The organism is Rhodococcus sp. ACS1, from assembly GCF_002300155.1.
GTDB lineage: Bacteria > Actinomycetota > Actinomycetes > Mycobacteriales > Mycobacteriaceae > Rhodococcus_F > Rhodococcus_F koreensis.
In genome coordinates this window covers 51860-69963 of sequence record NZ_NSDZ01000012.1, presented here as the reverse complement: position 1 = coordinate 69963, position 18104 = coordinate 51860, and the positions used below count along the sequence as shown (strand labels likewise).

Annotated in this window: 18 protein-coding genes and 1 tRNA gene; 10 read left to right on the top strand and 9 right to left on the bottom strand. The window is 68.3% G+C overall.

Features of this window, described 5'->3' with window-relative positions; genetic code table 11:
* Positions 1-6: 6 nt before the first annotated feature.
* The 4 genes from CJ179_RS44855 to CJ179_RS44840 are packed head-to-tail and all read left to right on the top strand — an operon-like array spanning position 7 to position 3937.
* Positions 7-1164 carry an isobutyryl-CoA dehydrogenase gene (locus CJ179_RS44855; protein WP_095865736.1) on the top strand — a complete coding sequence of 386 codons (1158 nt, stop codon included), beginning with the start codon at positions 7-9 and terminating at the stop codon, positions 1162-1164.
* On the top strand, positions 1161-2231 hold the full coding sequence (locus CJ179_RS44850; RefSeq protein WP_095865735.1) for an enoyl-CoA hydratase/isomerase family protein: 1071 nt from the start codon (positions 1161-1163) through the stop codon (positions 2229-2231). The genes CJ179_RS44855 and CJ179_RS44850 overlap by 4 nt, the downstream gene beginning before the upstream one ends.
* A gap of 33 nt (positions 2232-2264) precedes the next feature.
* Positions 2265-3164 (top strand): 3-hydroxyisobutyrate dehydrogenase, encoded by a 900-nt coding sequence (gene mmsB / locus CJ179_RS44845; RefSeq protein ID WP_072946029.1) that lies wholly within the window; start codon positions 2265-2267, stop codon positions 3162-3164.
* Complete coding sequence (locus CJ179_RS44840) at positions 3161-3937, top strand: enoyl-CoA hydratase (RefSeq protein ID WP_072946032.1); 777 nt, start codon at positions 3161-3163, stop codon at positions 3935-3937. Before mmsB ends, CJ179_RS44840 begins: the two co-directional genes overlap by 4 nt.
* A 57-nt stretch (positions 3938-3994) precedes the next feature.
* Here CJ179_RS44840 and CJ179_RS44835 read toward each other — a convergent pair whose 3' ends face one another.
* Positions 3995-4528 carry a MarR family winged helix-turn-helix transcriptional regulator gene (locus CJ179_RS44835; protein WP_072946034.1) on the bottom strand — a complete coding sequence of 178 codons (534 nt, stop codon included), beginning with the start codon at positions 4526-4528 and terminating at the stop codon, positions 3995-3997.
* A 54-nt stretch (positions 4529-4582) separates the two neighbouring features.
* A complete protein-coding gene (locus tag CJ179_RS44830; protein ID WP_072946172.1) occupies positions 4583-5833 on the bottom strand; it encodes a multidrug effflux MFS transporter in 1251 nt (416 codons plus the stop codon).
* Positions 5834-5925: 92 nt separating this feature from the next.
* On the opposite strand from CJ179_RS44830, the gene CJ179_RS44825 reads away from it, so the two are divergent.
* Positions 5926-5997: transfer RNA gene (locus CJ179_RS44825), tRNA-Cys, on the top strand.
* Between the two features lie 55 nt (positions 5998-6052).
* Here CJ179_RS44825 and CJ179_RS44820 read toward each other — a convergent pair.
* Both CJ179_RS44820 and CJ179_RS44815 read right to left on the bottom strand, forming a co-directional pair.
* Positions 6053-7999, bottom strand: coding sequence for a glycosyltransferase family 39 protein (locus CJ179_RS44820; protein ID WP_179377894.1), 1947 nt, complete (start codon positions 7997-7999; stop codon positions 6053-6055).
* Between the two features lie 113 nt (positions 8000-8112).
* Positions 8113-8721 (bottom strand): TetR/AcrR family transcriptional regulator, encoded by a 609-nt coding sequence (locus CJ179_RS44815; RefSeq protein ID WP_095865734.1) that lies wholly within the window; start codon positions 8719-8721, stop codon positions 8113-8115.
* Between the two features lie 99 nt (positions 8722-8820).
* Between CJ179_RS44815 and CJ179_RS44810 the strand changes: the two genes are divergently transcribed.
* From CJ179_RS44810 to CJ179_RS44800, 3 genes are all read left to right on the top strand, one after another.
* A complete protein-coding gene (locus CJ179_RS44810) occupies positions 8821-10608 on the top strand; it encodes an amidohydrolase family protein (RefSeq protein ID WP_095865733.1) in 1788 nt (595 codons plus the stop codon).
* Positions 10605-11453, top strand: coding sequence for an alpha/beta fold hydrolase (locus CJ179_RS44805; RefSeq protein ID WP_095865732.1), 849 nt, complete (start codon positions 10605-10607; stop codon positions 11451-11453). Before CJ179_RS44810 ends, CJ179_RS44805 begins: the two co-directional genes overlap by 4 nt.
* Positions 11454-11517: 64 nt before the next feature.
* Positions 11518-11865 carry a helix-turn-helix domain-containing protein gene (locus CJ179_RS44800; protein WP_095865731.1) on the top strand — a complete coding sequence of 116 codons (348 nt, stop codon included), beginning with the start codon at positions 11518-11520 and terminating at the stop codon, positions 11863-11865.
* 9 nt (positions 11866-11874) lie between these two features.
* Here CJ179_RS44800 and CJ179_RS44795 read toward each other — a convergent pair whose 3' ends face one another.
* On the bottom strand, positions 11875-12459 hold the full coding sequence (locus CJ179_RS44795; RefSeq protein ID WP_072946042.1) for an ATP-dependent Clp protease proteolytic subunit: 585 nt from the start codon (positions 12457-12459) through the stop codon (positions 11875-11877).
* Between the two features lie 4 nt (positions 12460-12463).
* Positions 12464-13072, bottom strand: coding sequence for a ClpP family protease (locus tag CJ179_RS44790; protein WP_005568279.1), 609 nt, complete (start codon positions 13070-13072; stop codon positions 12464-12466).
* Positions 13073-13280: 208 nt separating this feature from the next.
* On the opposite strand from CJ179_RS44790, the gene CJ179_RS44785 reads away from it, so the two are divergent.
* Positions 13281-13964 carry a low molecular weight phosphatase family protein gene (locus CJ179_RS44785; RefSeq protein ID WP_095865730.1) on the top strand — a complete coding sequence of 228 codons (684 nt, stop codon included), beginning with the start codon at positions 13281-13283 and terminating at the stop codon, positions 13962-13964.
* On the opposite strand, the gene CJ179_RS44780 is transcribed toward CJ179_RS44785, so the two are convergent.
* Genes CJ179_RS44780 through CJ179_RS44770 form a run of 3 tightly spaced genes read right to left on the bottom strand, consistent with a single transcriptional unit; the run spans position 13948 to position 17085 of the window.
* On the bottom strand, positions 13948-15105 hold the full coding sequence (locus CJ179_RS44780; protein WP_095865729.1) for a sulfotransferase: 1158 nt from the start codon (positions 15103-15105) through the stop codon (positions 13948-13950). The two genes, CJ179_RS44785 and CJ179_RS44780, sit on opposite strands and share 17 nt — an antisense overlap.
* 19 nt (positions 15106-15124) lie before the next feature.
* A complete protein-coding gene (locus tag CJ179_RS44775; RefSeq protein ID WP_072946045.1) occupies positions 15125-15922 on the bottom strand; it encodes an SDR family oxidoreductase in 798 nt (265 codons plus the stop codon).
* The gene (locus tag CJ179_RS44770; protein WP_072946047.1) at positions 15919-17085 is read right to left on the bottom strand and encodes a hypothetical protein; all 1167 of its coding nucleotides are present in this window, start codon (positions 17083-17085) and stop codon (positions 15919-15921) included. Before CJ179_RS44770 ends, CJ179_RS44775 begins: the two co-directional genes overlap by 4 nt.
* Before the next feature lie 91 nt (positions 17086-17176).
* Between CJ179_RS44770 and CJ179_RS44765 the strand changes: the two genes are divergently transcribed.
* The gene (locus CJ179_RS44765; protein ID WP_072946049.1) at positions 17177-18100 is read left to right on the top strand and encodes a helix-turn-helix domain-containing protein; all 924 of its coding nucleotides are present in this window, start codon (positions 17177-17179) and stop codon (positions 18098-18100) included.
* Positions 18101-18104 lie beyond the last annotated feature (4 nt).

Sequence of the window (18104 nt, the reverse complement as noted above, 5' to 3'; positions counted from 1 at the left end):
ATCTCCATGTTCACCTTGACCGATGACGAGCGGGCGATCAGTGACACGGCCCGTGATTTCGCGGCCGAGCATCTGGCGCCGCATGCGGTGGAATGGGATCAGGCCAAGCATTTCCCCGTCGATATGCTGCGGAAGGCGGCCTCGCTGGGGATGGGCGGGATCTACATCCGCGAGGACGTGGGCGGCTCCGAGCTGACCCGGGTCGATGCGGCCCGCATCTTCGAGCAGTTGGCGAAGGGCTGTCCGTCGATCGCCGCCTACATTTCCATCCACAACATGGTCACCTGGATGATCGACCGGTTCGGCACCGAGGAGCAGCGCCGCGCCTGGGTGCCGGGGTTGTGCGCGATGGATCAGCTGGGCAGTTACTGCCTCACCGAACCCGGCGCCGGCTCGGATGCGGCGGCGCTGAGCACCAGGGCGGTCCGCGACGGCGACGACTACGTGCTCAACGGGGTCAAGCAGTTCATTTCCGGGGCCGGCACCTCGGAGGTGTATGTGGTGATGGCCCGTACCGGGGAGGGCGGGCCGCGCGGGATCTCGGCGTTCATCGTCCCGAAGGACTCGGCCGGGCTGTCGTTCGGGCCGAACGAGGTGAAGATGGGCTGGAACGCCCAGCCGACCCGGCAGGTGATCTTCGAGGATGTGCGGGTGCCGGCGGGCAACCTGCTCGGCGACGAGGGCGGTGGGTTCCGGATCGCGATGGCCGGCCTGAACGGGGGCCGGCTCAACATCGCCGCCTGCTCGGTCGGTGGGGCGCAGACCGCGCTGGAGCGGGCCGTCGCCTATCTGGCGGACCGGAAGGCGTTCGGGGCGTCGTTGCTCGAGTCGCAGGCGTTGCAGTTCCAGCTGGCGGACATGCGCACGGAGCTGGAGGCGGCCCGCACCCTGTTGTGGCGGGCGGCGGCCGCGCTGGAGGAGGGTGCCCCGGACGTGGTGGAGTTGTGTGCGATGGCGAAGCGGTTCGCCACCGACACCGGGTTCGAGGTCGCGAACAAGGCGCTGCAGCTGCACGGCGGGTACGGCTATCTTGCCGAGTACGGGATCGAGAAGATCGTCCGCGACCTGCGGGTGCATCAGATCCTCGAGGGCAGCAACGAGATCATGCGGGTGGTCATCGCCCGCAGCATCATCGCGGGACACGGGAAGCAGGGAGCGGCATGAGCGACGCGGGAACAGCGGTGGACGAGGTTCTGATCAACAAGAGCGGCGGTGTGGGCCGGATCGTGCTCAACCGCCCGAAGGCGATCAACGCCCTCAACCACGCCATGGTGGCACGGATCGCGGCGGCGTTGGCGGAGTGGGCCGGGGACGACGAAGTGCGCGCGGTGCTGATCACCGGCGCCGGGGAACGCGGGCTGTGCGCGGGCGGGGACATCGTCTCGATCTACCACGACGCCACGGAGGGTGGCACCGGGTCGCGGGAGTTCTGGCGGGACGAGTACATCCTCAACGCCGCCATTGCGAACTACCCGAAGCCGTATGTGGCAGTGATGGACGGCATCGTGATGGGCGGCGGGGTCGGGGTGTCGGCGCACGGCAGTGTGCGGATCGTGACCGAGCGGTCGATGATCGGGATGCCCGAGACCGGGATCGGGTTCGTCCCCGACGTCGGCGGCACCTACCTGCTGGCCCGGTCCCCGGGGGAGTTGGGCACCCACATCGCGCTCACCACGGCCCGCCTCAGTGCCGGGGATGCGATCGCGTGCGGGTTCGCCGACCACTTCATCCCGTCCGCCAGGATCGGACAGTTCGTCGAGGCTCTGTCGACCACAACGGTGGAGGCGGCGCTGGCCGCGTTCACCGAACCGGCCCCGGAATCGGACCTGCTGGCGCAGCAGGCGTGGATCGACGCCGCATATTCCGCGGACAGCGTCGCCGAGATCGTGGCCCGCCTGCAGGGCAGTGGGGTGCCGGAGGCGGCGAAGGCGGCCGAGCAGGTGCTGGCGAAGTCGCCGACCGCGTGCGCGGTCACGTTGGCGTCGCTGCGCCGGGCCCGCCAGGCGAACAGTCTCGAAGAAGTGCTGAACGAGGAGTTCCGGGTGTCGGTGGCGTGCCTGGGCTCGGCTGATCTGGTCGAGGGGATCCGGGCGCAGGTCGTCGACAAGGACCGCAACCCGCACTGGTCACCCGCCTCCCTCGACGACGTGACCGACGACGCCGTCGCAACATTCTTCACCCCCCTCGGCGACCTCGAACTCGGCCTCACGGCCCCGCAGCCGCAGCACTGAACCATCAGCCACACGCGTCCAGGAGGGACTGCTATGAGCACTACCGTCGGATTTCTGGGACTCGGCCACATGGGTGGCCCCATGGCGGCCAACCTCGTCAAGGCGGGACACACGGTGGTCGGCTTCGACCTCGCCCCCGCCGCACTCGAGCAGGCAGTGAAAGACGGTGTCACTGTCGCCGATTCGGCCGTCGATGCCGTACGCGAGGTGGACGTCGTGATCACGATGCTGCCGAGCGGCAAGCACGTTCTCGGGCTCTACGCGGAGATCCTGCCCGCCGCGAAACCGGGGACCCTGTTCATCGACTCGTCCACCATCGACGTGGCGGACGCCCGGGCCGCGCACGACGAGGCCGTCGAGGCCGGACACCGCTCGGTGGACGCACCCGTCTCCGGTGGCGTCGTCGGCGCCACCGCGGGAACTCTCGCGTTCATGGTCGGCGGCACGGCGGACGACTTCGAGGCCGCGAAGCCGCTGCTCGACGTGATGGGCAAGAAGGTCGTCCACTGCGGCGACCCGGGCAACGGTCAGGCCGCGAAGATCTGCAACAACATGATCCTCGGTGTGTCGATGATCGCCGTCAGCGAGGCGTTCGTCCTCGGCGAGAAGCTGGGCCTGAGCAACCAGGCCCTGTTCGACGTCGCATCCAACGCGTCGGGTCAGTGCTGGGCGCTCACCACCAACTGTCCTGTGCCCGGACCGGTTCCGACGAGCCCGGCCAACAACGACTACCAGCCGGGCTTCGCCGCGGCGCTGATGGACAAGGATCTCGGTCTCGCCGCGAACGCGCTGAAGACCAACGGCGTCGAGGCCGAACTCGGGCTCCGCGCCGCCGAACTGTACAGCCGGTTCCATGCCGCCGGCGGTGGTGGCCAGGACTTCTCGGCCATCATCAACGACATCCGCGAACGTTCCACCGAGGGAGAGCAGTGACCGACTTCGAGACCATCCTCCTGGAGCGCAAGGGCCGGGTGGGGATCATCACCCTCAACCGTCCGAAGGCGCTCAACGCATTGAACTCCGAGCTGATGCGCGAGGTCGTGTCGGCGGTCGAGGAGTTGGAGAAGGATTCGGAGATCGGAGCCATCCTGATCACCGGCTCCGACCGGGCCTTCGCGGCGGGCGCCGACATCAAGGAGATGCAGCCCAAGTCGTATATGGACGTCTACCTGGACGACTTCTTCGCCGCGTGGGATCGCCTCGCCGCGGCCCGCAAGCCCACCATCGCTGCCGTCGCGGGCTACGCCCTCGGCGGCGGGTGCGAACTGGCGATGCTCTGCGATATCCTGATCGCCGCCGACACCGCGAAGTTCGGTCAGCCGGAGATCAAACTCGGTGTCATCCCCGGCATCGGCGGCTCCCAGCGACTGACCCGCGCCGTGGGCAAGGCCAAGGCCATGGAACTGTGCCTGACCGGCCGGAACATGGACGCCGAGGAGGCTGAACGCGCCGGGCTGGTGTCGCGGATCGTGCCCGCCGCCGACCTCCTGGACGAGGCGCTGCAGACGGCGACCACCATCGCCGAGATGTCCCTCCCGGTCGCGATGATGGCGAAGGAAGCGGTGAACCGCTCCTTCGAAACCACGCTCACCGAGGGCGTCCGCTTCGAGCGCCGGGTGTTCCACTCGACGTTCGCCACCGAAGATCAGAAGGAAGGGATGGCGGCGTTCGTCGAGAAGCGTTCGCCCGTCTTCAAGCACCGCTGAAAGCCCTGAAACGACTGTCGCCCCGCACCGGACCAGGTGCGGGGCGACAGTGGTGCTTCACCACTTGGTGGGCGCGTCTCCGGTGTCGAAATCGCCTGCCTCGCGGCGCAGTTCGGCGAGGATGGCGACCAGTTGTTCCAGCTTGTCACCGGACACGCCGGGGCGGGAGAACACCTGGGCGTTGAGCCGCTCGGTGGACTCGACTGCCAGTTTCCTTCCCGCGTCGGTGATTTCGATCAGCGTCGCTCGACGGTCGCTCGGATGCGGAACACGCCGCACGAGATTCGCCGTCTCGAGCCGGTCGACGGCGTTGGTGACGCTCGTCGGGTGAACCTGAAGGCGCGCGCTGGCCTTCGCCATCGGGAGTGCGCCGGTGCGCGTGAACGTCAGCAGTGTCAGCAATTCGTACCGGGCGAACGTGAGCCCCGACGGTTTGAGCACCTCTTCCACCCGCGCGATCATGATCTGATGGGCGCGCATCACCGAGGTCACCGCGGCCATGCCGTCGGCAACGTCACCCCAGCCGTGCTTGGTCCACTGCCGGTGGGCCTCTTCGATGGGGTCGAGATGAAGTGGTGACGGTGGTGGCATGCGTCGATCATCCCATGTCGGGTGATGGGCCGTGAAAGTCTGCCGAGCGTGTCGTCAGCGCGCTTCCGCCTTCGCTGCGGCCGCCAGCGCCACCAACCCCAGTCCCGTGCACGCGGTCATGGTGACCGCAAGCGCGACGCCGGTGTTACCGAGCACCCCGACCAGGGGAGCGATCAGGGCGCCGACACCGAATTGCAGGGCGCCGAGCAGCGCGGCAGCCGTGCCCGCGGCCTCCCCGTGCCTGCCGAGGGCCAGGGCCGGGGCATTGGGCAGGACGAAGCCGACACCGCCGAGGAGGAACCACAGGGGAACGACGAACCCGACGAGCCCGCCGAACTCGAAATGCGCGGTGGTGATCAGCGCCAGCCCGGCCACCGTCGCGAAGCCGAGGGCCGACACCGTGATCTGCAGCGGTGACCAGCGCGCGAGGGCGCGGACGTTGAGTTGCGAGGCCCCGATCAGGGCGATCGCGCCGGAGCTGAACAGCAGCGCGAACTGCTGCTCGTCCAGGCCGTACTGGTCCTGGAACACGAACGACGCACCGGAGACGTACGAGAACAGCGATCCCATCGCCACGCTCGACACGAGCGCGAGCACCATGAACGCCCGGTCCCCGAGCAGGCCCCTGTAGGTGCCCAGCACGGCGACGAGGTTGCTCTTGCGACGACGCTCCGGCGGCAGCGTCTCCGTCAGACCCCACGCGCCGATCAACGCCGTCAGCGTGCCGATCACGGCGAGGACGACGAAGATCCCGCGCCAGTCGAGGGCGATGAGGAGCGCCCCGCCGATACTCGGGGCGAGCACGGGTGCGACGCCGAGGACGAGCATCAGCCGCGACATCACGACGGCGACGGTGTTCCCCGAGAACAGGTCGCGGACCACGGCGAGCGCGACCACCGCTGCGGCGGCGGCGCCGATGCCCTGGAAGACGCGGAGCACCCCCAGCACTGCCACAGTCGGCGCGAACACCGCGAGCACGGACGCGGCGACGTGCACACCGATACCGGCGATGAGGGGGCGTCTGCGCCCCAGGCTGTCCGCCAGCGGTCCGACGATCAACTGCCCCAGCGCGAGGCCGAGCAGGGTTCCCGTGATGGTCAGCTGGACTGCGGACGAGGACGCGCCGAGGTCGGTTCCGATGTCCGGTAGCGCCGGCAGATACATGTCGATGGTGAAGGGGCCGAGGGCCACCATCGCGCCGAGTACGAGGATCACCCGAAGGCTGGGCCGAGTGGTTGTCCGCTCGCCGGTCGGGGCGGCGCGTTCTTCGGTGTCGGTCATGAAGCAACACAGCAACGAGGGCACGTGGTTTGTTCCCGCCCCGGCGTGTCGGTTCAGAATCACCGTGAGCACAACCCTCGCACCCTCGGCGCCGGCCGGGCACAGTGATCATCGATGCGGGTGTGACTGAGTGGTTGAGGTACCGGCCTGCAAAGCCGTTCACACGGGTTCGAATCCCGTCACTCGCTCGACGAGAACCGGCAGGTGATGCACCTGCCGGTTCTCCGCGTGCTCGACGGGGAACTATCCGGTGTAACCGGAGAGGTCGTACACGGTCGTGCCGCCCACCGTGATGGGCGTGAAATTGGCGGCCACCCACTGCTCGATCGCGCCGGACGTGCTGTCGCCGCCGCGACCACCACCCCCACCACCACCGGCGATGTAGTAGTGCACCTGGCCGTTCTCGACGTAGGAGATGAACTGGTCGAGTGTCGGCGTGGGGTCGGAACTCCATCCGCCGATGGCCATCACCGCGGTGTCGGCGGCCAGTTCATAGGTGGCAGCGCTCTGCGAACCGTTGGTCGCGGCCGACCACGTGGTGCCTGCCTCGGCGAGCAACGTCGTGAGCTCGGAACTCGCCCCACCCTCGTTGCCGCCCATGTCACCGCCCGGTGCCTGGCCGCCGGCCATGTCACCGCCGGGTGCCCGGCCGCCGCCGCCTCCCATTCCGGTATCGGTGACTGCCCCGGACGGGCCGGCCGTGGGGATCGATCCGCTGTGCGCGGTGGCGGCGGTGGCGATCGCGTAGGACGCGGAGCCTCCGATTCCGGCGAGCGAGCCCAGCAGCACGCCGGTGACGGCGAGTTTCCGGACGCGGTTCCCGTCGCCGAGCGCGAGCAGGGCGGCGCCGAGAACGGTGCCGGCGAGCAGGACCCACTTCAGGGCGGGCATCCACTCGGTGTTGCGGTGCAACAGGACCCAGCCCCACGCACCTGCGGCCACCATCATGAATGCGAGACCGAACCGTCCGAGAATGCTGCCGCGCTTCTGCCACAGGGCGTACCCGCCGGTGCCGATCATCCCGGCGATCGCGGGGGCGAGCGCCACCGTGTAGTACGGGTGGATGGTGCCGGACATGTAGCTGAAGATCAGTCCCGTGACGAGGAACCAGCCACCCCACGCGATCAGGGAGGCCCGCACGCGGTCCGTCCGCGGAGCGCGTCCACGGGCGAGCAACCCGAAGACCAGGGCGACCAGCGCCGCCGGGATCAGCCACGAGATCTCGATGCCCATCTCGCTGCCGAACAGGCGATCCAGCCCGGTGCTCCCGCCGAAACTCGATCCCGCACTTCCGCCGGCCATTCCGCCGCCACCACCGCCGGTGTTTCCGAAGATCCGGCCGAGTCCGTTGTAGCCGAGCACCAGATCCATGACGCTGTTGTCGGTGGAACCGCCGATGTAGGGGCGCGAGTCCGCGGGCCACAGCCACACGGCGAGAACCCACCATCCGGCCGCGGCGACGACGGCGGCGACACCCCCGGCCAGGTGCAGCAGGCGAAACCGCAACCGGGCATGTCCGGCAACCAGATAGGCCAGACCGAACGCGGGCAGCACCATCAGGCCCTGCAACATCTTGGTGAGGAACGCGAAGCCGAGCGCGACCCCGGTGAGGGTGATCCACATCGCGGCGCGGCGGCCGGTCTCCGTCTCGATCGCGCGGACCACGAAATATCCGGCCGCGGTCATCAGGAGCACGAGCAAAGCGTCGGGGTTGTCGAAGCGAAACATCAAGGCGGCCGCGGGAGTTGCGGCGAGAACGGCGCCGGCGATCAACCCGGCGCCACTGTTCGTGACGCGGGTGACGGCCGCGTAGACGAGGGTGACCGACCCGACCCCCATCAGGGCCTGGGGGACGAGGAGGCTGGCGCTGGAGAACCCGAAGATCCGTCCGGACAGTCCCATCACCCACAGCGACGCGGGCGGTTTGTCGACCGTGATGAAATTCGAGGTGTCGAGCGAGCCGAAGAACCACGCCTTCCAACTCTGCGAACCGGCCTGCGCTGCCGCGGCATAGAAGCTGTTGGCGTAGCCGCTCGAGGTGAGATCCCACAGGTACAGCGCCGCGGTGGCGGCGAGTAGTGCGGTGACGGCGAGTGCGGAACCGCGCCGGCGGATCCACGATTCCGACTCGGCGCGGTGGCCGGGCGATCCTGTTCTCCGTGGCGGAGCCGGAGTGAGAACGGCAGTCATCAGGTGGTCCCTTCGCGAGTTGCTGTCCTGACAACGTTCTCGCGTGGGGGCGTCACCCGGCTGGGAGGCGGCTGGAAGGTTCCTGTGAACCCGGACTCCGATCGCGATCCGGTTCAGCGTGTCGTGTCGAGTGTGTCGACGTCGACGCCTGCTGCGGGAAGCAGGTGGTAGAAGGCGCGTTCGCAGAGGTCGATCATCTCGGTGCGTTCCATGGTCGGCTCGTCGAGCCAGGACAGCACGATCTCCTCCATGAACGCCTGCCAGCCCGAGATCGCGGCCTCGAGCGCGGGCGTCGTCGGCACGCCGAACTCGGCCAGCGACACGCCGATCCACCGGGTGAACGTCCGACGCATGCCGCGGTAGATCTGCCGCATCCTCTCGTCGCCGCTCCCGGCCATCCGCATGACCGCGAGATAGATGGTGGGGTGCTCGATCACCGCGTCCGCGAACGTTTCGACGCCTGCCCGGAGTTGCCCGTATAGCGGGAGCGTCGCGTCGGGTGTCATCCGCCGCTGCAGTTCGGAGGCCGAGGCTTCGAGGACGGCGTTGCGAAAGCCCTGCTTGTTCTTGAAGTAGTGGAACAGCAGTGGTGCCGAGACGCCCGCCTCGGCCGCCACCTGGTCGATCGAGAGGTCGTCGAACGGCACCGTCTCGAGGAGCCGGACGGCCACGTCGAGGATCTGCGCGCGCCGATCTTCGGGAGAGCGGGGTGCGGCGGCCACCCCTGCACTCTATTGAGGATCGCCCGAACCGTCCATTGACTTTTACTCAACCACATACGTAACCTCGGGTTACACATACCGAGTGTGAGGAGCGCAACAATGCCGGATTTCGACGTGGTCGTCAATGGTGGGCTGTGGTTCGACGGAACCGGATCCGCGCCGCTGCGACGCAATCTCGGCATCCGCGACGGAATCGTCGTCCGGGCATCGACCCGCCCGCTGTCCGTCGGACCTGACACCGAGGTCATCGACGCCGCAGGCAAGTGGGTGCTCCCCGGATTCGTCGACGTGCACACCCACTACGACGCGGAGGTGCTCGTCAGCCCCGGCCTGCCGGAGTCGGTACGACACGGCGTGACCACCGTCGTCCTCGGAAACTGCTCCCTCTCCACCGTGTATTCGACGCCGCGCGAGTGCGCCGACCTGTTCAGCAGGGTCGAGGCCGTGCCGCACGACTCCGTGCTCGGGATCCTGGAGGAAAACAAGATCTGGCAGAACCCGGCGGAGTACGTCGAGGCACTCGAGTCGTTGCCGCTCGGCCCCAACATCGCCGGGTTCATCGGGCACTCCGACATCCGCACCCACGTCCTCGGTCTCGGCCGCGGCACCGACAAGCGGATCGAGCCGACCGCGCGCGAACTCGAGCAGATGGGTGCGATGCTCACCGACGCCGTCGACGCCGGCTTCCTCGGCCTCTCCTCGATGACGAACGCACTCGACAAGATCGACGGTGACGAATACCGTTCGCGCTCATTGCCGTCCACGTACGCGCGGTGGAAGGAGTTCCGCTTCCTCAATCGCATCCTGCGCGAGCGCGGCAAGATCCTGCAGAGCGCACCGACCATCAACCTGCATCCGAACATCGCCGGATTCTTCACGGAGAGTTCGGGCCTCGGGCGGCGCAAGCCCCTCAAGACGTCGCTGCTGTCGGCCGCGGACTCGAAGGCCTACCCGCCGATCGTGTACTTCATGCTCGCCGCGGCGCCGCTGCTGAACCGCTTCGCCAAGACCGATTTCAAGTGGCAGCACCTGCCGGTGCCGTTCACCGTCTACGCGGACGGGATCGACCTCGTGGTGTTCGAGGAATTCGGCGCCGGCGCGGCGGCACTGCACCTCGAGGACCAGGTGGAGCGAAATGCCCTACTGCAGGACGAGTCCTACCGACGCCGGTTCCGCAAGGACTACGACAACAAGTTCAGCCCCCGCATCTGGCACCGCAACTTCTACGACGCCGAAATCGTCGGGTGCCCTGACGAGACGCTGATCGGCAAGACGTTCGGCGCCGTGGGTGACCTCGGCGGTGTGCACCCGGTCGACGCGTACCTCGATCTCGTCGTGAAGTACGGCACCGACCTGCGGTGGCGGACCACCATCGCCAACCATCGCCCCAGGTTCGCGAAGAAGCTCGCGGCCAGTTCCGGGGTGCAGATGGGATTCGGCGACGCCGGCGCCCACCTGCGCAACATGGCGTTCTACAACTACCCGATCCGGTTGCTGAAGAAGGTCAAGGACGCGCAGTCCGACCGCAAGCCGTTCCTGACCGTCGAGCGGGCCGTTCACCGGCTGACGGGCGAGCTGGCCGACTGGTACGGCATCGACGCCGGCCACCTCCGCGAAGGTGACCGCGCCGATCTGGTCGTCGTCGACCCGGCGGGTCTCGACGCCACGGTGGACGGATTGTTCGAGGCGGAGGTCCCCGAATACGGCGGGTTGCGGCGGATGGTGAACCGCAGCGACGGCGCCGCGGTCGCGACGGTGATCAACGGCAGGCTCGTCTACCGCGACGGCGAATTCACCGGTGGATTCGGCGTGACCAAGACCGGACGCTTCCTCCGCGCCGGAGAGTCGGCCGCAGACCGCAGCGAGCGTGAGACGATCGTCGGATGAGTCGCACGGAGCGGATCGGCACGTTCACCCGCGACGGACTGGTGTTCGACGTCCGCGACGAGGGCCCGATCGACGGCACACCGGTGGTGCTGTTGCACGGGTTTCCGCAGGACTCGCGGTCGTGGGATGCGCTGGCGCCGCTGCTGCACCGGCGCGGTTTCCGCACCCTGGCCCCGGACCAGCGCGGCTATTCGCCCGGTGCCAGGCCCCGCGCCCGCCGGGCGTACCGCAGCGCGGAACTGATCGCGGACGTCGTCGCGCTCATCGACCGGGCAGGCCTCGGCCCGGCGCACGTGGTCGGACACGATTGGGGCGCGGCCGTGGCCTGGGGTCTCGCCGCAGAACGCCCGGACCGGGTCCGGACGCTGACGGCGCTGTCGGTGCCGCACCCGGCGGCGTTCGTACGCGCGATGCTCACCAGCCGTCAGATCCTGAAGTCCTGGTACATGTTCGCGTTCCAGCTGCCCTGGATCCCGGAGCGGGTGCTCACCCCGGACGGCTTCGGCTACCGGGCCCTGGTCGCCAGCGGCCAGTCGCCGGACGACGCGAAGCGCGACCTCGGGCCCATGCGCGACCGGACGCGGGCCCGGGGCGCCCTGAACTGGTATCGCGCAATGCCGTTCATCTCGCCCCGATCGGCCTCCCGGAAGGTCCGGTTGCCCACGCTGTTCGTGTGGAGCGACGGCGATACTGCGATCGGTCCGGTGGGGCCGAAGCTGACCTCCCGCTTCGTCGACGCCCCGTACACATTCGAGGTGCTCCGCGGCGTGAGCCACTGGATCCCGGACGAGGCAGCCGAACGCGTCGACGAACTACTCGGCAAGCACCTGCTCGATCAGCCGTGATCGGCTGTCCGCTGTCGGTGAACGCCGCGGCGTCAGGGTGCGTGGGCTGGAAGACTCCGGAGGTATGGAAGCTCAGCGCAGACTGACGCTGGTCACGGCCGCCCCCGAGAGTTCGCGGGAGGAGCCGCTGGTGCGTGAGCTCTACGGGCGGGTGCTCCGCGAGGCGCGCCGGGACCAGGACCGGAGTCTCGAGGACGTCGCCGCCGCCGTCGGCATGTCGAAGCAGTACCTCTCCGAGATCGAGCGCGGGAAGAAGGAGCCGTCCTCCGAAATGCTGCGCGCCGTGTGCGGCGCCCTCGGTCTCCCGGTCGAACACCTGCTGTTCCGGTCCGGGCGCCGGCTCGGCGCGGCCAACCGGAACTCGGCGACCGGGAACCCGAACCGGCAGGTGCCCACCCTGCTCGCCGCCTAGCCTTCGCAGTCACTCCGCGACGAGCGTGTCGGCCAGGCCGTAGTCGATGGCCTCCTGAGCCGTGAGGATGCGGTCGCGGTCCGTGTCCCGGCGAAGGCGTTCGACGGTCTGCCCGGTGTGTTTGCTCAGAATCGCCTCGGTCTGCGAACGAACCCGCATGATCTCGGCGGCCTGCAGCGCCAGGTCGGAGATCGTGCCGTTGCCCTGCGTCGACGGCTGGTGCAGCAGTACCCGGGAGTGCGCCAGGACGTGCCGGTGTCCCTTGGTTCCCGCTGCCAGGAGAACCGCCGCGGCGGAGGCGGCCTGCCCCATGCAGTAGGTGGCGATGGTCGGGCGCAGGAACTGCATCGTGTCGTAGATGGCGAGCATCGCGGTCGTGGAGCCGCCGGGGGAGTTGATGTACAGCCCGATCTCCTGATCGGAACTGTCCGCCTGCAGGTGGAGCAGCTGTGCCATCACGACATTGGCGACGCCGTCGTCGATCTCCGTGCCCAGGAAGACGATCCGCTCGTTCAGCAGTCGGCTGAAGATGTCGAACGACCGCTCGCCTGCCGGGGTGCGTTCGATGACGTGGGGAATGGTGTATTGGGACATGGCTTCACAATCCAATTCTCGGGGCGGTGGTGTGCGGGGCGATCTCCGCGAACGAGGACACGACGCGGTCGACGATCCCGTAGTCGCGGGCCTCGTCCGCGGTGAACCACCGATCCCGGTCGCTGTCCTCGGCGATCTGCTCGACCGGATGCCCCGTCTCCGCGGCCAGGATCTCCTGCGACTGTCGCTTCATCCGTTCGAGGCTCTCGGCTTGGATGGCGATGTCGACGGCCGTACCGCCGATCCCTGCCGAGGGCTGGTGCATCATGATTCGGCTGTGCGCCAGGCTGATCCGCTTGCCGTGGGTTCCCGAGCACAGCAGTACTTGCCCCATGCTGGCGGCGAAACCCATGGCCACGGTCACCACGTCGTTGGGGACGAGTTTCATCGTGTCGTAGATGGCCAGGCCTGCGAAGACGGAACCACCCGGCGAATTGATGTACAGCACGATGTCGCGTTTGGGGTCGGCGGCCGCGAGCAGCACCAGTTCGGAGCAGGCGCGCTCGGCCATGGCATCGTCGACCTCGCCGGTGAGGAGGATCGTGCGCTGGCGAAACAGTCTGTCCGCCAACAGGTCGCGGTAGTTCAGGTCGGGTAGTGCGGCTGTGGTCATGTCTCCAGTTCTACCGCCGCGCCGGCGCAGGACCGCCAGTTGTCTGCTGTGGGCAGACGACGGGGTGCCGGGTGTTCGTGAATCGACGTGACCGTGAGGAGTCCAGTGGATGAACGACCCACCACCTGTGGGTGAACTGTAAGAACAGACCGCTCGGACAGTGGAATCGGGCTCGCATGTGGGCGAAGTCGCTGGTTAGGGTTCCCTCATGCATGTTCTGTTCGTCTGTAGCGGGAACGTCTGCCGCTCGCCGATCGCAGAGCGGCTGACATACGCGTACGCACTCGCCCGCGATCTGCCGCACCTCACCGCGGAGAGCGCCGGCGTCCGCGCCCTCGTGGGCTTTCCGATCGAACCCGTCGCCGCCCGCGTCATCGAGGGCCTCGGTGCGAGCGCCGACGGCTTCCGGGCGCGCCGCCTGCAGCCCGAGATGATCAAACGCGCCGACCTCGTCCTCGCGATGACCGAGCAGATCCGGGACCGTTCGATGGAACTGCTCCTCGGGACGAGCCACTGCACGTTCACCCTGCGGGAGGCACGCAGGATCGCCGCCGCAACCGGGGCCCGCACCGTCGCCGAACTCGCGGTTGCCCGCCGGGACTACGGGACGGTCGAGGAGCCGAACATCAGCGACCCGGTGGGTCTGGCCGAGTCGGCGTTCACCGAGGTGGGCGACCGGATCGCCGCCGAGTTGATACCGCTGCTCGACGCTCTCGACCTCGACAGCGGTACGACGTGGTCGCCGGAACCGGAAGCCGAACCGGATCCCCGACCCGAGCCCGAACCCGAGCCGCTTCCCCCGGTCGTCCACCTGCCGCTGTCGCCCAGGCCGCTGATCGCGGCGCGGGCGGCGTCGTCGATCCTCGACTATCCGGTCAGCTGGACGCGCTGAACTGGTAGTCGGCGAATCTCTCGTCCACCTGCTCGGCCGTCAGCCCGAACTCCTCGAGCGTGTACTTGTGCGAGGGGCGGCGGTCGCCGCTGCGGCTCTCGGCGTGCATCGCCTCCATCGCCGCCCGGGCTGGCCCACCGAGATCGAGCCCGAAGTGCGTGTAGACCCCCTCGACGGTGCCGAGCGGATCGGCCACGAAATCCCGGTAGTCGACGTCGACGAACTGGGCGGGGTCGTGCCGGGCGCGGGCCGCGGTGAACTGCTCGAGCCCCCGGGCCCACAGCTCGAGCTGGCTCTCCCCGATGACGCTGCCCCGGAACTTTTCCGACCACCCTTCCGTCGCCTGTTCCGCCAGGCTGCACACCGACGGGACGATCGTGCGCGGCGGCCGGTGGGTCTGGACGATCAGCGCGTCCGGGTAGACCGCGAGCAGTTCGTCGAGCGCGAACAGGTGACTGGGGTTCTTCAGCACCCAGCGGCGGTCCCGGTCGGGCAGCCCGATCAGCTGCAGGTTCTTCTTGTGCCGCCGATAGGCGTTCGTCCAGTCCTGGCCCTCGAGCCAGCGGGAATACGTCGGGAGCGACGCCAGGCACTCGTACGAGATCGACTTGAACGTCTGCCGCAGCAGTTGCCAGCACTCCTCGACCTCGCTCGCCGACATGTAGTGGACGCCCATGAATTCGGGGCGTTCGATGTGGTGGCGGCTGAAGCCCTCCTCGATCTTCTGGAACACCGGATTCGATTCCCAGGTCTCACGCGGCGGCCGGGGTTGCGGCATCTCGGTCAGCCACATCTCCAGGCCCTGATGGGACGGATCCGCGGTGAGCAGTCGGTGCAGCGCGGTCGTCCCCGTGCGGGGAAGGCCGGTCACGAAGATGGGCCGCTCGATCCGCACGTCCGCGTGCTCGGGGTTCTGCTTCCACGCCGCCTCGCTCAGCAGCCGGGCCACCAGGGCGCCGCGGAGGAACACCCGGGACACCTTGCTGCCGAGCGGTGTCAGTTGCTCGTCGGTGTGATACGAATCCAGCAGGACGCCGAGGGCTTCGGTGTAGTCGTCCACACCGAAGTCGGTGAGACCGGTCAGCCGGGTGGCCGAGGCGTGCAGGTCCTCGACCGTGCCGACCGTGGTGCGCTCGCTCATGATGCTCCGGTTCTGTTCGCTAGTGGTGGAATTCGCCGCAATTGACGTCGAGGCACTGGCCGGTCACGGCGCTCGCCAACGGGGAGGCCAGGAAGATCACGGCGTCGGCGACCTCCTCGGTCGTGGGGAGCCGCTTCAGATCGGTGTTCGCGGCGGTGTGCTCGTAGATCTGCTCGACGGTCGTCCCGTACTTTTCGGCCTGGTGCGTGAAATACTGTTTCAGCGTGTTTCCCCAGATGTAGCCGGGGGCAACGGAATTGACGCGGATTCCCAGCGGTCCCAACTCGGTGGCGAGCGACTGCGACGTCGCGAGCAGGGCGGATTTGGCCATCTTGTAGCTGCCGTACCGTTCCTGGGAGTGCCGGAGCACCATCGAGTTGATGTTCACCACCGCGCCGTTCGCCTCGGCGAGTGCGGGAGTGAACAGCTGAGTCAGCCGCAATGCCCCGAGCACGGTCAGCTCGAAACTGCTGCGGATGTGGTCGAACTCGGTGCGGGCCAGCGGTTTCATCGACGGAACCGAGAACGCGTTGTTGATCAGCACGTCGACCGTGCCGTACGCGTCGACGGCCGCGGACACCAGGTTCTCGGCCGAGGCCTGGTCGGTGATGTCGGTCGGGACGGTCACCGCGCGCCGGCCGACGGCGATGATCTCCTTGGCCACTTCGTCGAGGCGCGACGCGGTCCGGGCGGCCAGCACCACGTCGGCGCCGGCGGCTGCGCAGCGGACGGCGAGGGTACGGCCCAGGGCCGGTCCGACGCCGGAGATGACGACGACCTTGTCCTGCAGGAGTTGTGGAGTAGTCATGGCGGTCATCCCAGCATCCGGTCGGCCACTGCGGCCTGGCGTGCGGCGATGCGTGCAGCGAAGTCCCCGGGGGAGATCTTGTTGGAGTCGTAGTACGGCAGGCTCCGGTGGATCTCGTCGAACTTCACGACCTCGACCCGGGGACCGTCGTCCGGGGTCAGTTCGCGGGAGACGCGCTGCCAGCGGAACTGCAGGTAGCCGCGGAGGTGCCCGACGGTGGCGATCCAGTTGGCGACGCCGGGATTGCGCTCGCACACGACCAGACGGATGTGGTCGTCGGGATCCACCTGCGACTGTGCGACGTTCAGCGACGTCTGGTGGTTGACGTAGTCGAGGGAGATGTACCACATGCTGCCGAGCTGAAAGCCCTGGTAGGGCACGTCGGCTTTGGGGACGGTGATGACCACGGCTTCGTCCTCGGCCAGTTCGTAGTGCCCGACCGACGAGTACTGGGTGGCGAGACCGCCCGGAGTGAGCCGTGGCTCGGTCATCGTGTTCACCGGCAGGTTCAGGTAGAACCACTCCGGGAACTGCAGCCACGTCTTCACCCGCGCGACGAGGGCCTTGCCCGCACGCGCGTACCGCTTCTCCACGGTCTCGCGGGTGAGCGGGCCCGGGGCGGTACCGACCGTATCCGCCCTGGCGATGCGAATGGTGCCGCGCCGCTGACTCCAATCGCTGTACACCTCCCGGACCACCAGTTGCGACGACCCCGGAGCGAGGGTGAAGTAGTTGCGCCGGCCCGCACTGTCGTCGGGGCCGAACCGCACCTCGAACGAGCCGTCGGGCGCGATGTCGATCTCCCGGTCGTCGAATGCCGTGACGCTGCCGGGAACGTGTGCGGCCGTGTAATTTCCGTTCAGCACCTGGAAGCTGAGGTCCGCCGTGGTGCCGCGCAGGCCGGTGACCACGTATTCGACGTCGTCGTCGATCCGCGCACCGAAGTAGAGGGTGTCCGGGTTGTCCAGGCCCATCTTCATGTACGGGCCGGTGCCCGAGATGAACGTCGGGTGCGACCGTTCGGTGGCCCAGGCCGCGTGCGTCGTGGCGAGGATTCCGCCGGCGAGGTACTGGTAGCCCTCCAGCAGGTCCTGTTCGGTGCGGATGTGGGGGGCGCTCTCGATCAGTTTCTCGGCCTCGGCCATGGCGTCGGCGAATGGGTCGGTCAGCACACCGTGCTCCTCACGAGGGGTGGTACAAATATGTACCTGCGTGGTAGAACATTGATGAACCGACAATAGAACGTGTTCTAAGGAGTGGTCAATGGGGCACGAGGACGAGATGCCCGACCGGGCGCAGGGCCGGCGGTCGCCGCCGACCGAGCGTGTGGTGCAGGTGCTGGACTTCCTGGTGGCGCGTAAGGAGCATCGCTTCGGGTTGTCGGAGCTGGCCCGGACGCTCGACATCAGCAAGCCGACGTGCCTGGGGATCCTCACCGAACTGGTCCGCGGCGGCTACCTGGTCCGGGACCCGGCCACGAAGACGTACGGCCTCGGGCCCGCCCTCATCGCGGCGGGCCGCGCGGCCCAGCAGGGGTTTGCGGCCGGGCCGGTGGCGCGCAGGCATCTCGCCGTGCTCAGCGACGAGCTCCGGACCACCTGCACTGCGTCGGCGGTGGTCGGCGACCGCATCGCCGTCCTCGAGCTGACCAGTCCGCCGGGGGTGCGGGCCGCCGCCAAGGTGGGGGAAATGTACCCGTTCGCGCCGCCCGTCGGCCTGATGTACGTGCTGTGGGACGGCGACGACGCCCTGCAGTCGTGGCTGCGCCGGGAACCGACGCTGCCGGTGCGCCTCGACCGGGACCGGTTGCGCACGGTCGTCGAGGAGTGTTCCCGCACCGGATACCTCGTCGAGACACTCACTCCCGTCGGGCAGCGCCTGCACACGCTCATGGCGGGGGTGGCCGCGCACGACCTGCCGCCGGAGTTGCGCGACGTGCTCGGCGAGATGGTGTCCAGCCTGGGGGAGCGGGTGTACCTGGACGCCGAGCACGCGGACCCCGCGTCGCCGCACCCCGTCAGCCTCATCGCGGCGCCGACGTACGACGCCGAGGGGCATCAGGCCATGGTCCTCACCCTCTACGTGGGTACCGAACTCGCGCCGTCCGAGATCGCGCGGCGGGGCAAGGCCCTCGCCGCGGCCGCGGACGCGATCACGACGGAGGTGGGTGGCCGCCGGCCGCGGTGACGGG

What these genes read in the sequence shown, in the direction of transcription:
- CJ179_RS44855 (WP_095865736.1), top strand. Translation starts at nt 7, where the DNA reads ATGTTCACCTTGACCGATGACGAGCGGGCGATCAGTGACACGGCCCGT.
- CJ179_RS44850 (WP_095865735.1), top strand. Translation starts at nt 1,161, where the DNA reads ATGAGCGACGCGGGAACAGCGGTGGACGAGGTTCTGATCAACAAGAGC.
- mmsB (WP_072946029.1), top strand. Translation starts at nt 2,265, where the DNA reads ATGAGCACTACCGTCGGATTTCTGGGACTCGGCCACATGGGTGGCCCC.
- CJ179_RS44835 (WP_072946034.1), bottom strand. Translation starts at nt 4,528, where the DNA reads ATGCCACCACCGTCACCACTTCATCTCGACCCCATCGAAGAGGCCCAC.
- CJ179_RS44820 (WP_179377894.1), bottom strand. Translation starts at nt 7,999, where the DNA reads ATGACTGCCGTTCTCACTCCGGCTCCGCCACGGAGAACAGGATCGCCC.
- CJ179_RS44810 (WP_095865733.1), top strand. Translation starts at nt 8,821, where the DNA reads ATGCCGGATTTCGACGTGGTCGTCAATGGTGGGCTGTGGTTCGACGGA.
- CJ179_RS44805 (WP_095865732.1), top strand. Translation starts at nt 10,605, where the DNA reads ATGAGTCGCACGGAGCGGATCGGCACGTTCACCCGCGACGGACTGGTG.
- CJ179_RS44800 (WP_095865731.1), top strand. Translation starts at nt 11,518, where the DNA reads ATGGAAGCTCAGCGCAGACTGACGCTGGTCACGGCCGCCCCCGAGAGT.
- CJ179_RS44795 (WP_072946042.1), bottom strand. Translation starts at nt 12,459, where the DNA reads ATGTCCCAATACACCATTCCCCACGTCATCGAACGCACCCCGGCAGGC.
- CJ179_RS44790 (WP_005568279.1), bottom strand. Translation starts at nt 13,072, where the DNA reads ATGACCACAGCCGCACTACCCGACCTGAACTACCGCGACCTGTTGGCG.
- CJ179_RS44785 (WP_095865730.1), top strand. Translation starts at nt 13,281, where the DNA reads ATGCATGTTCTGTTCGTCTGTAGCGGGAACGTCTGCCGCTCGCCGATC.
- CJ179_RS44780 (WP_095865729.1), bottom strand. Translation starts at nt 15,105, where the DNA reads ATGAGCGAGCGCACCACGGTCGGCACGGTCGAGGACCTGCACGCCTCG.
- CJ179_RS44775 (WP_072946045.1), bottom strand. Translation starts at nt 15,922, where the DNA reads ATGACCGCCATGACTACTCCACAACTCCTGCAGGACAAGGTCGTCGTC.
- CJ179_RS44765 (WP_072946049.1), top strand. Translation starts at nt 17,177, where the DNA reads ATGGGGCACGAGGACGAGATGCCCGACCGGGCGCAGGGCCGGCGGTCG.